This window comes from Thermogutta sp. (assembly GCF_014359955.1).
Classification (GTDB): Bacteria; Planctomycetota; Planctomycetia; order Pirellulales; family Thermoguttaceae; genus Thermogutta.
The window spans coordinates 1-11,615 of sequence record NZ_JACIYL010000045.1; the positions used below are offsets into that span (position 1 = coordinate 1).

Annotated in this window: 12 protein-coding genes and 1 pseudogene; 9 read left to right on the plus strand and 4 right to left on the minus strand. The window is 58.6% G+C overall.

The genetic code is table 11. From position 1 onward, the window contains the following. Positions 1–49: 49 nt before the first annotated feature. The gene (gene norR / locus H5U08_RS02705; RefSeq protein WP_297029822.1) at positions 50–1,600 is read right to left on the minus strand and encodes a nitric oxide reductase transcriptional regulator NorR; all 1,551 of its coding nucleotides are present in this window, start codon (positions 1,598–1,600) and stop codon (positions 50–52) included. Positions 1,601–1,771: 171 nt separating this feature from the next. Between norR and ytfE the strand changes: the two genes are divergently transcribed. The 4 genes from ytfE to H5U08_RS02725 all read left to right on the plus strand — a co-directional run bounded on the left by ytfE (position 1,772) and on the right by H5U08_RS02725 (position 6,175). Beyond that, positions 1,772–2,473, plus strand: a complete 702-nt coding sequence (ytfE, locus tag H5U08_RS02710) for an iron-sulfur cluster repair protein YtfE (RefSeq protein WP_297029824.1) — start codon at positions 1,772–1,774, stop codon at positions 2,471–2,473. 2 nt (positions 2,474–2,475) lie between these two features. Beyond that, positions 2,476–3,093 (plus strand): DUF6448 family protein, encoded by a 618-nt coding sequence (locus H5U08_RS02715; RefSeq protein WP_297029825.1) that lies wholly within the window; start codon positions 2,476–2,478, stop codon positions 3,091–3,093. Between the two features lie 69 nt (positions 3,094–3,162). After that, the gene (locus tag H5U08_RS02720) at positions 3,163–3,747 is read left to right on the plus strand and encodes a hemerythrin domain-containing protein (RefSeq protein WP_297029826.1); all 585 of its coding nucleotides are present in this window, start codon (positions 3,163–3,165) and stop codon (positions 3,745–3,747) included. A 121-nt stretch (positions 3,748–3,868) separates the two neighbouring features. After that, positions 3,869–6,175, plus strand: a complete 2,307-nt coding sequence (locus H5U08_RS02725; protein ID WP_297029827.1) for a nitric-oxide reductase large subunit — start codon at positions 3,869–3,871, stop codon at positions 6,173–6,175. A gap of 656 nt (positions 6,176–6,831) precedes the next feature. On the opposite strand, the gene H5U08_RS02730 is transcribed toward H5U08_RS02725, so the two are convergent. Both H5U08_RS02730 and H5U08_RS02735 read right to left on the minus strand, forming a co-directional pair. After that, on the minus strand, positions 6,832–7,227 hold the full coding sequence (locus H5U08_RS02730; RefSeq protein WP_297029828.1) for a hypothetical protein: 396 nt from the start codon (positions 7,225–7,227) through the stop codon (positions 6,832–6,834). 37 nt (positions 7,228–7,264) lie between these two features. Beyond that, complete coding sequence (locus H5U08_RS02735; RefSeq protein WP_297029830.1) at positions 7,265–8,641, minus strand: GxGYxYP domain-containing protein; 1,377 nt, start codon at positions 8,639–8,641, stop codon at positions 7,265–7,267. Between the two features lie 660 nt (positions 8,642–9,301). Here H5U08_RS02735 and H5U08_RS02740 point away from each other — a divergent pair. The 5 genes from H5U08_RS02740 to H5U08_RS19790 all read left to right on the plus strand — a co-directional run bounded on the left by H5U08_RS02740 (position 9,302) and on the right by H5U08_RS19790 (position 11,447). Further along, complete coding sequence (locus tag H5U08_RS02740; RefSeq protein ID WP_297029832.1) at positions 9,302–9,685, plus strand: MarR family transcriptional regulator; 384 nt, start codon at positions 9,302–9,304, stop codon at positions 9,683–9,685. 49 nt (positions 9,686–9,734) lie between these two features. Next, positions 9,735–9,950, plus strand: a complete 216-nt coding sequence (locus tag H5U08_RS02745) for a 4Fe-4S dicluster domain-containing protein (RefSeq protein WP_297029835.1) — start codon at positions 9,735–9,737, stop codon at positions 9,948–9,950. Positions 9,951–9,953: 3 nt separating this feature from the next. After that, positions 9,954–10,634, plus strand: coding sequence for a ferric reductase-like transmembrane domain-containing protein (locus tag H5U08_RS02750; protein ID WP_297029837.1), 681 nt, complete (start codon positions 9,954–9,956; stop codon positions 10,632–10,634). Next, positions 10,631–10,996: an FAD-binding protein gene (locus H5U08_RS02755; RefSeq protein ID WP_297029840.1), complete on the plus strand. Its 366-nt coding sequence runs from the start codon at positions 10,631–10,633 to the stop codon at positions 10,994–10,996. The genes H5U08_RS02750 and H5U08_RS02755 overlap by 4 nt, the downstream gene beginning before the upstream one ends. Positions 10,997–11,231: 235 nt before the next feature. After that, positions 11,232–11,447 carry an RHS repeat-associated core domain-containing protein gene (locus H5U08_RS19790; protein WP_366493927.1) on the plus strand — a complete coding sequence of 72 codons (216 nt, stop codon included), beginning with the start codon at positions 11,232–11,234 and terminating at the stop codon, positions 11,445–11,447. A gap of 36 nt (positions 11,448–11,483) precedes the next feature. On the opposite strand, the pseudogene H5U08_RS02765 reads toward H5U08_RS19790, so the two are convergent. Beyond that, positions 11,484–11,615 (minus strand): annotated as a pseudogene (locus tag H5U08_RS02765) (IS5/IS1182 family transposase); the annotation flags it as partial.

Sequence of the window (11,615 nt, forward strand, 5' to 3'; positions counted from 1 at the left end):
CCAGATTTTTTCTTCGCGTGTGTTTATATCAGGAGGGCACATTCGGCCATCACTTCAGTCCCAATCGCACGGCCAGGTGGTGGAGGTTGCTTCGATGCATCCCCAGGGCGCGGGCTGCGGCAGCCCAGTTGCCGCCGTGCTCGACCAGAGTTTGCTGGATCAGCGATCGCTGGAACGACCGTGTGGCCTCCTTCAGGCTGAGTCGTTTTGGTGCTTGAGCCGACGAGCTGAGTGATGGTCGTTGCTCCGGGGACGGCGTCAGAAGGAACTCGGAGCCCAGGTGTGCTGGACTCACGATAACCGGTTCTCCGCGGCGGACTCCTGCGGCGGCCCGAAGCACAGCGCGCGAAATGACGTTTTCCAGTTCGCGTACATTACCAGGCCACAGATACGCTCGCAGGGCATCAACCGCATCCGGCGTCAAACGCACCGGCCCCAGCCCCAACCGCCGGCGCGTCACGTCGGAGAAATAACCGGCCAGAAGCGGGATGTCCTCCACCCGCTCCCGCAGCGGAGGGACGCGCAGCGGATACACGCACAGCCGATGAAACAGATCGGCCCGGAACCGCCCGGCTTGCACTTCCTGCTCAAGGTCGCGGTTCGTCGCCGCGATCACACGGACATCCGCAATAATTGTTCGTTCCGATCCCACGCGCTGAATCTCGCCGTGTTGCAAGGCGCGAAGGAGTTTGGGCTGCACTGAAAGCGGCAACTCGCCGATCTCATCCAGAAACAACGTGCCGCCGCTGGCGACCTCAAACTTGCCTGGCCGATCTGACGTCGCGCCGGTAAAGGCGCCGCGAACATGCCCGAACAGTTCGCTTTCGGCGAGGCTTTCCGGCAAAGCCGCACAGTTCACGTACAGCATCGGCTGGCTACTGCGATTCGACGCGGCGTGCAACGCCCGCGCCACCAGCTCTTTGCCCACCCCCGTTTCACCCAGGATCAACACAGTGAAATCGGATCGGGCGACCAGGTCGATATCCTGCCGAAGCCGCTGCATGGCCGAACTGATGCCGATCAACTCCGTTCCCTGGCGAAGCTGAGCATCCCGCATCAAATCGCGAGCGATGAGTGCCTGCCGCTCCGCGCTTCGCTCCAGCGCCTCGATCAGGAGTGTGGTATGCATCTCGGCGGCGGCCAGGGCACCGACGGCAGCGAGAAACTGGGGGTCGATGCCCTCGAACGCGTCGGGCTGCACGGCATCGGCCGTCAGCGCCCCGATCAACTCCTCACCAATCCGAAGGGGACAGCCGAAACATGCGTGGATGCGTTGAAACCGGCCTGCGTCCTCTGCCATAAGCCCGTCAAACGGGTCGGGCAGGCCGCAGTCCGCCGGGAAGATCACCGGCTTGATCGACTTGCAGATAATCTCGAGCCGTGGGTGTTCGTCCAATCGGAAGCGCCGGCCCATGGCGTCAGCCGATAGTCCCACGGAAACGATCGGGATCAACTCCTGACCTTCCAGCCGCAGCAGCGCCGCCACGTTGTAGGGAATGATCCGGCGCAAAGCGTTCAGCAGACGGCGATACCGCTCCTCCGCGTGGATCGCCGACGTCAGGTCCAGGGCGATTGATAAAAGGGTTTCAAGCTGGCTCATGGTTGTATTCTGAACAACATGTTGTACAGATCGCAACACACTGCGCGTTGTGAATACGACAACACCCCGCGTAATCTGCTGGTATTGTACGGTTCAGGTCGCTGGCACGGCGATTGCTTAACCAACCGGAGAAAGCATTTTCAGCCCACCAAAGTGATGGAGGGCAAGGCAATGTCCGAAGAGGCAATTCAACGGACCTTTCAACGAACCCTTGGAGAACTCGTAACGGCCAAGCCGGCAGCGGCGAAGGTCTTCCATCGGTACGGCCTGGACTTCTGCTGTGGCGGCAACCGGTCCCTGGCGGCTGCCTGTGCCGAGGCGGGTATCAACGCCGAGACGGTCGCCCAGGAAATCGAGCGCTTGGCGTCCGACGGACCGGATCCGATTGGCTGGAACACACGGCCGCTCAAGGAACTGGTCGAGCACATCCTTCAGTGCTACCACGCACCGCTGAAAGAGGAAATTCCGAGATTGATTGATCTTGCCCGAAAGGTGGAGCAGGTGCATGCTGACAAGCCCGACTGTCCGGTGGGGCTTGCCGAATTGCTTGTTTGCGTTCGCGAGGCGGTCGAAAGCCACCTGGCGAAGGAAGAGCAGATCCTGTTCCCGATGATCGTCGCGGGACGCGGTCAGATGGCTCACATGCCGGTACAGGTCATGATGCAGGAACACGAAGATCACGGCCAGAACCTGAAGCGCATCCGCGAGCTGACGAACGACCTAACGATTCCCGAATACGCCTGCACCGCGTGGCGCGAACTGTACCGCTCGCTCGAGCAACTCGAATGCGACCTGATGGCACACATCCACCTGGAGAACAACATCCTGTTTCCACGAGCACTGACTGAGGAACCAGAGAAAGGAATTGAGTGACCATGAACATCACAACGATTCTCAATCGATCCCTGCTGCTGGTGTCCTTTGTCACTTTTGCGCTGGCAATCGCGTCAGAGGCTCGTGCCCATTGCGACACCCTCGATGGACCGGTCATCAAGGACGCCCAGGTTGCGCTGCATTCGGGCGACGTGACCCCGGTGCTGAAATGGGTGGGCCCCGAGGACGAACCGGAAATACGAGAAGCCTTCAACAAGACACTCGCCGTGCGGAAGCTGAGCGCAACCGCCCGCGAACTTGCCGATCGGTTCTTTTTTGAGACCCTGGTTCGTGTGCATCGCGCGGGGGAGGGAGCGCCGTACACCGGGCTCAAGCCGGCAGGCAGCGCGGACCCTGCGGTGAAACTGGCGGACGAAGCTCTCCAGACTGGCTCGCCCGAGAAACTGGTGAAGGTCCTGACCGAGGCCGTCGAAGAGAGCGTCCGCCACCGCTATGCGGAGGCCGCACAACGGAAGAAGCTTTCGGACAGGAGTGTCGAAGCGGGCCGCCAATTCGTCAAGGCCTATGTCGAGTACGTCCACCTCGTCGAAGGTTTGCACGAGCAACTGAAGGGCGGCGGTCATCGTCACGAAGCGCCTGGTGACGACGGCAGACACTAAACGCCCCAACGAAGCCGCCGGGTTTATTCGCGGCGCCAGTGCGCCCGACTTGTTCAGGAGGACTGAAAGGTGAAACCGACAGAGATTCTGAGCCAGGAACATCGCGTTATCGAGCAGGTACTGGATTGTCTGGAGAAGATCGTGAGAAAGTCCAAGGAGGAAGGGAAGGTTGACGCGGAGTCGGCAAGAGCCGCCATCGACTTCTTTCGCGGATTTGCCGACAAGTGTCACCACGCGAAAGAAGAGAACCAGTTGTTTCCCGTGCTGCACACCAAGGGGTTCGGTGGAGGATGCGGCCCGATCGCCGTCATGCTTCGTGAACACGAACTGGGACGGCTGTACATCGGAGGTATGGACGCCAGCCTCAACGCAGCCGCCAGCGGAGATGCGGATGCAGTCCGATGGTTTGTGCAACATGGGGAAAGCTACATCCGACTGCTTCGCGAACATATCCAGAAAGAGGATCATTGCCTGTTTCCTTCTGCTGATCAGAAACTTTCCACAGAAGATGAGCAGAGCCTGTTAGCGGCGTTTGCACAGGTGGAAAAAGACGAAATAGGCGAGCTCCATGCAAGATACGTGGAGATCGCCAATCGGTTGGCGGAGCGCTTTGGCGTTCGCCGGGTCTCAGAGGCAAATGGCGAGCTTCGCTGAGCTCCAGCGACTGGCTCCGGTGGATTGCCCCGTGGGTTAGGCGGTTTCAGGAAAATGTAAAGTGTCTGCGGGTTCAAAGCGGTTGAATCAAGAATAAACAAGACGAACAAGGGATGACAGGATGCGGTACATTCGGCTTTGGATTGGTCTGGGTCTGCTGCTTGTGGGTTCGTTCGCGGTTCTGGGCTACTATGGGCACGAAATCTATCAACAAGCACCGCCCATTCCCGGTCGCGTGGTGACAACCGACGGACACGTTCTTTTTACCGGCCAGGACATCAAAGACGGCCAGAACGTGTGGCAATCGATGGGCGGTCAGGAGGTGGGATCTGTCTGGGGGCACGGCGCGTATGTCGCCCCCGACTGGTCGGCGGATTGGCTCCATCGCGAGGCGACATGGATTCTCGACCACTGGGCAACGACGGAGCACGGTCGACCCTTCGACCAGCTTTCGGAAGCGCAGCAGGCTGCTTTGATCGCCCGCCTGAAAGAGGAACTGCGAACCAACACATTCAATCCCGACACGGGCGACCTGACCGTGTCCCCGTTGCGGGCGCAAGCGTATGCCGCCGTGGCCAAACACTATGATGCGCTGTTCGGCGACGATCCCGCTTTGGCTGGCCTGCGAGAAGCCTACGCAATCCCGAAGAACACCGTTCCCGACGCCGAACGGCGCGAGAAGCTGAACGCTTTCTTCTTCTGGACGTCATGGGCGTGTGTGACCAACCGGCCGGGCAAGCAGATTTCCTACACCAATAACTGGCCGCCTGAGCCACTCGTAGGCAATCAGCCAACCACGCCGATTATCGTCTGGTCCATCCTCAGTTTTGTTCTCCTTCTCGGTGGTATTGGGGCATTGGCGTGGTTCTACGCGTCACACCGTGACGACGAAGGGCCGTCGGAAGTCCCGGCCTCGGATCCCTTGCTTGACTTGAAGCTTACGCCCTCGATGCGCGCGACCCTCAAGTACTTCTGGGTCGTCACCGCGATGTTCGTTCTGCAGGTGGGCCTCGGCGCGATTGCCGCGCACTACTCGGTCGAAGGTGAAGCGTTCTACGGGATTCCTCTCGCCAGGTGGTTTCCCTACTCAGTCGCAAGAACATGGCATACGCAACTTGGGATCTTCTGGATCGCCACCGCGTGGCTGGCGACCGGGCTTTTCATCGCCCCGGCCGTCTCCGGCAAGGAACCTCGGTGGCAGAAACTCGGCGTGGATGTACTGTTCCTGTGCTTGCTGGTGATCGTTGTCGGGTCGCTGTTTGGAACATGGTACGCCACGCGCCAGCGGCTTGGGCTGGAGGCGAACTTCTGGTTCGGTCACCAGGGTTACGAATACACTGACTTGGGCCGGTTCTGGCAGCTCTTCCTGTTCGCCGGTCTGTTCATATGGCTCACACTGATGACCCGTGCCATCTGGCCGGCCTTTCAAGAACCGGGACCGAAGCGGCATCTCCTCTCTCTGTTCCTGATCGCCTGCCTTGCCATTGCGGGTTTTTACGGAGCCGGTCTGATGTGGGGACGGCAGACGAACCTGGCCATCGCCGAGTACTGGCGGTGGTGGGTGGTCCATCTATGGGTGGAAGGCTTTTTCGAAGTCTTCGCCACCGTGGTCATTGCGTTCCTCTTCACGCGGTTGGGATTGCTGCGTGCCTCCTCGGCTGTTGCGGCGTCGCTGTTCACGACGATCACTTACCTCTCGGGAGGCGTGATCGGTACGTTCCACCACCTGTACTTCACCGGGACGCCGACACCGGTGCTGGCTCTCGGCGCGATGTTCAGCGCCCTGGAAGTCGTGCCCCTGGTTCTGATCGGAATTGAGGGATACAGTAACCTGTCTATGATTCGCGCCAGGCCGTGGGTCGCCGCGTACAAATGGCCCATCTACTGTTTCATCGCGGTCGCGTTTTGGAACCTGGTCGGCGCGGGGTTGTTTGGCTTTCTGATCAATCCACCGATCGCGCTGTACTACATGCAAGGCCTGAATACGACACCGGTCCACGGTCACACGGCCCTGTTCGGTGTATATGGAATGCTTGGAATCGGCCTCATGCTGTTTTGTCTGCGAGGTGCGACAGTACGCAACAAATGGCGGACAGGCGTGCTGAGTTTCTCCTTCTGGTGCATCAACGTGGGGCTCGCGCTGATGGTGCTGCTTTCCTTACTCCCGGTCGGCCTGGCCCAGACCTGGGCCAGTGTGGAACACGGCATGTGGTACGCGCGTTCGGCCGAGTTCCTGCAGACGGACATACTGGTGCGCCTCCGCTGGCTGCGCATTGTGGGCGATACGATTTTCGGGCTGGGGACGCTGGGACTGGCCTGGTTCGTCATAGGCTTAAAAACAGGATGGTCGCTTGCGGAGACAGAAGCGCCGGCGACCCAACCTGCCGATGTGCAGCAGGTCAATCTGCATCCCGTTCAATCGCCTTGATGGATATACGCCTCGCTGCACGGCTCACTACGACAACGGGACACACCGGGTGGTGAGCAATCTGGCGCGTCATATTCCCGGCGATCTGACGGAGGATGCCCAACCCTGCTGTCGAAATCCGGTCCGAGCGTTCCCAGGTCCCCCCTGGCAGCGCGTGGATCGAATCTGGCTACGGCATCGATCCGCCGCCGGACGCACACGGCCAAGTTGGTTTCTTGGAACCACGGCAACCGCCCCGCAGAGGTCGGTGTCCAAACTGATGACCATGCTCGTCGCCCTGGGTGGGTGCCGCTTAGCTCCCCGATCATAATCCCCCACAGGCCGTGCTCGGTGCGATGTCCGCTGACGCCAAAGTTGACCGGTTGGGGGCGCGAAGCGGGCAGCAGTACAGCAATAAAGCAACCCCTCACGGCGACGCGAATCATGGCCCGGCTCCTGTGAAAACCAGTGCTCAGGAGTTATCGAATACGATTTGCTTTCGTTCCAAGCAGCCGATGGCGAACTTGATTCTCTGTTGTGCCCGACTCGCATCGGCAAGGCGCCGATAGCGTCCTGGTCGATGAGCAACGACCCAAAGCAATCCTTGGAGGCAGATGCTAATGAGCCCTTTATTTTTATTTTCGGAGACCAAAGGCTTTATTTTAGTACACACGTTTCTAATGATTCACAAAACCTTCGACATCTTCTAAAACAATTTTCTCACGGGCGTCCTCGCCGCGGAGTGTCAGTTGGACATTTTTGAATCCGATGTTCCTCGCGTGGCGGATATAGGCGCCCCAAGCCGGCAAGATGCCGAAGAAAAACTGTTCCGGATAGCGATCCTCATCTTCCGGAACAACGCGTTGAGCATCTTCTTTGGTGCCGTAACCCGGAAAGGAAATCCTGACATTTTCCAGAATGACATCCTCGACGCAGTGGCCGGGGATACCCGTAATCATGATGGGGCCAGCCATAGCCTTTTCCCTTTCCGAGTAGTCGCCCGAGTGATCGCGATCGTGCAGGGTGACTTTGGCGACGACGTCACTAACTCGGATATTCTTCACCGTGCCCACAGACGGCTTGGCTTCCCCACCGAATGTGCTTCCCCGGTTACCCAGGCGAATGAAAAGAGGGCAGCCCACGTTCTCCATCACATGGAAAATCAAGCGCCTCGATAAATTTCTTTTTTGCGGGACCGAAGAAATTGAGGATCTGCAGGGCACCGTTACTGAATGCACGGTAACGACGGTAGGTAGTCACCCAGGCCATCTGGCCCTCAGGTGTGTATGATGCGCCGCCGTCGGTCAAGCTGGCGACGACCTGTGTCTGCGGTCGACTGGCAAACCAGGCGAACAGCGCGGGGTTCAAATCGATCAGGTATGGATTCACGCGCACGCCTGCGGGAAATGTACCGAGGGCTGGATCGATCCGCAGCGCCCCATACATGACCAGGCTGTTGACATCCAGGGCATCACCATCGTCGTGAATCTCCCAAGCAAGATACAGGGCATCGTTCTCAATGGGATGGGCTTTTGATTCGGCGGGGCGAAACGCCTGTGAATCCGTCGGCACCGAAGAGGTTACGGATCCATTGGCGACAAATCCACACACGGGTAAATGGCCTCGCTTTTGTATCCGCTGAATCACGTGTGCCCCTTCGACCGGGCCAATGTGCGGCACGCCGGGCGGATAGTGCCTCACGTCAGCCAGCACGTCGAATTTTGCGTCCTCCGGCTCCGGATCGTTAATCGTTTCCGTATCGAGAAAATAGCAGAAGGTGCCTGTGGCCACGAAGTAGTCGACCATGATCGGCGTGTTACTGCCGATGTCGCCCTGAAAGCCCAATAATTGCTTGTTGCGTTGTGGATGGCTCATGTAGCGGGCAACCGACCAATCGAATGCGGCCAGCTCGTCCATGCTCCGGGTGTCGGCCAGCAACGGCAGGTTCACGCCCTCCTCTCGAAGATAAGCGTCGAGCCTTTCCGTCAACGCAATGGCCCCTTCAAACGTGCAGACGTTTACCGCCGCAGCACGCGCCCCGGAACTCGCTTTGCCCGCCGCTGGACAAAGCACCTTCCCCTTCGGTACATCTTTGTACCGGCGCACCAGGTAGCTAAGGGCGGGATAACGTTTGTTCGGATCCAGCTTTGCCGTATCGGTCGGAAAGGGCAGAAGGCCGTCGTCGATGACCGCTTGCGCTGGATGGACGCTCCCGAACCGCTCCTGCTTGTTCCAGTCCCAGTTCAGACGCCAGGGAAAATTGACGAGATAGATTTTTTCCGTGCTTTGCCGATTGACGAGCCCCTGAAGGCACGTAATGGCCAGCAGGACATCAGGTGCATCGTCGTTCTGGACGTCTTTGGCCACATCAACGACGATGATCCGCTCTGTCTTTCCAACCTTCGGCAGAACCGGCTCATAGCCGCTCGCTGGCCAATACAGCCCGCCCAGCGTCAACAATACAGCGACAAATCGCGTGGCTTTCATCCCAAGGTTATTCATTCCTCACGCCCCGGTACGTTTTCCGGTTGTCTTTCCCCACAGAAGTAAAGGAGTATCTTTATGATAATCGAACGATCGCCACTGATTCAGCGCACGGCAGTGGGAATGTCCATGACGTCATGGCGGTTGGACCACACCCTCTTGTGATGTAAGGCCGAACACCACCACCGCGGCATCTTCCTCCGATACACGCCCAACAATTCACCTTGGGGTCTCGGGAGTTTGTCACGGCAGAACAGGAAGTTTTACCGCTCGAACTCTCCTGGCGCTTTGGTATGCCGTTTCCGGACGTTCATGCGATCCGCTCACTCAACGCCTCGATCTCAACGTGGAAAGCGTGTATCTAACGGTGGCTCCTTCTCTCGTATAGCGCCAACCGGCCGCCGCGCACCAGTTCCCGCACGCCCATTTCACAGCGAACGTGCTTGCGCAAAGCGGCTGCATCGCGGGGGAAAAAGGCTCTTGACGCCATATAGTTAGCATGCTATCCTTATAGTTAGCGTGCTAACTATCAGAGATGAGAGCTCAACCATGACTGTGCCACGTGGACGTCCGAAGCAGTCGGCGCGACGACGAACCTCCGTGCGAATAACACGCCCTCTGGCGGTTCTGTTGCACCATGTCGGAAAACTCCTCGAGGATCGAATGCGCAAGGCGTTGGAAGAGATCGGCCTGCATACCGCCCAGGCCCTTGTGCTGCGCGTACTGGCGACAAGAGAGGGCGTGAAGCAACGCGATCTGGCCGACCAGATGATGATTGCGCCGCCGACGATGAGCGGCATTGTGAATCGGATGCTCAAGGCAGGCCTTGTGCAGCGCCAGGATGACCCCGAGGACGAGCGAGCGGTGCGCATCTATTTGACCGATACCGGCCGGAACATGTGCAGGAAAATTGAACGCGCCATTGGCGACGTGGAAGCGGAACTCATCAAAGGACTTTCCAAGACACAGCTACGAAACGCGCACCGCATCTTGCGTACCCTGCGGAACAACCTTGGGGGACACGCGCCCGATCCGGAAAGGGAGTAGGCAGTCCGACTATCCAGATTGTTGAACTCCGTTTTGAAGGAGCAACACCATGGTTATTGAGCGAATCAAGGGTTGCATCGGTTGCGGCACGTGTGTGAAGACATGTCCAACGGACGTCATCCGGTTGGCCCCCGAGACGCACAAGGCTGTCATCAAGTACCCTGCCGATTGCCAAATCTGCCACCTGTGCTGCATGTATTGCCCGGTGGATGCCATCACAATCACGCCGGAAAAATCGATTCCTGTCATTGTCTCATGGGGGTGACTTATGAACACACATCTCTTCAAGCGGTATTTCCTCGTGACAGGGGTGCTCGTTTTCATCGGCATGCCCCTTCTTTTGTACGCGGTGGGCGATTTCCCGCGGCGTTCTCTGCTCAAGGAAACGCTTTCGATCGCCACGTTGTTGTCGTTTTCGCTGATGCTCAGCCAGTTCTTTCTGGCACGCAGTAACATGCGAGTCATTGAGCTGTTCGATCTGCGCCATGTGAAGAAGCTGCATGTGTATCTGGCCTATACCGTGGTCACGGTGATTCTTCTGCATCCCTTTTTTGTCGTGTTGCCACGGTTCTTCGAGGCAGGGATCCCACCAAAGGACGCCTTTATCACCATGGTGACCAGTTTTCACCGATCGGGAATCTTTTTCGGTCTGGTCGCGTGGTGCTTGCTGTTGCTGCTGGTCGTCACCGCGTTCTTTCGCTTTCGCCTTATTCGCCTGTTGCATACCGACTACCCGCATTGGCGTCACTTTCACGGTATGCTCAGTGTTTTGTTCACGGTGTGCGCTCTCGTGCACGTGATAACGCTGGGACGCCACATCGATGCGTATCTGGCCGGATTCTATATCGCCGTGGCTGCAAGCGGCACGTTCCTGTTACTGCGGATGTACGTGCCGCGCAGCATCGTGGTGAAACCGCAGCAGTCCGAACCCTCAGGAGCGAAGCCATGAATACCAAGACCAATGAAATGTCGCGGCGGGAATTCGTAGCCTATACAGGCGGTGTGGCAGGGCTTTTGGCACTGGCGGGCGTGTTCGCGCGCAATATCACGCGAATCGATCCCCAAACCGTTTCTCACGGAAAACGCCGATGCGACGTGCTGGTGATCGGCAGTGGAATGGCCGGACTGTTCGCTGCGGTCAAGGCCCATGACGCGGGCGCCAAGGTCATCATGGTGTCCAAAGGGCGACTGGGGGCCTCGGGCCAAACACCTTTCGCCAAGGGAATCTTCGCCTACGACCCCAACACGGCTCCGATGACCACAACTGGCGTGCTTGGATCAATATCTACAGGGGGGACGACGGCAGCATGAAGCTTGAGAAACAACCTTTCGACCAATGGCCTGGCTGATTGGACCCGGCCGCGTTCAGTACCACCAGCGCGGAATCTCCAGAGAGGGCGGAACATGCGGTGAGATTGGAGGGGTTGGCAATTCCCCCAGCGCTTCCGACAGAGCACTCGGTTGACTGTTCGGAGCCGCGGTTGCCGAGAGAAGATCGCTTCGGTTATTCGTGGACTTCCAGGCCCACGGGCAGGCCGCCGCTGACGTGCTCTTCGCCTTCACCGGCCGTGCCCTTGACCAGTCCACAGGCCGGCAAAACAATCTGAACGGCTGGTGTGATGCAGCCACCGGCCGCTGGCTGTCGCAAGAGCCGCTGGGCTACCCCACCGGCGACGGGAACCTGTACCGCTACGTGGGAGATCGTTCGGCGGCCGGCCGCGATCCGGCCGGTCTTCACGATCCGGCCTGGACGACTGAATGAAGGGCCAAAAAACTATCCGAAAACGTTCCTGGCCGGTTATGTCGCTCCCATTCGATGCAAACGCCTGAACCAGAACAGGGCACAAGCCAATTGGATGATACCCAGATAGTTGAATGAATGCTTGTCGTAGCGGACCAGGATCGCGCGGCACTTGGAAAGCCATGCCAT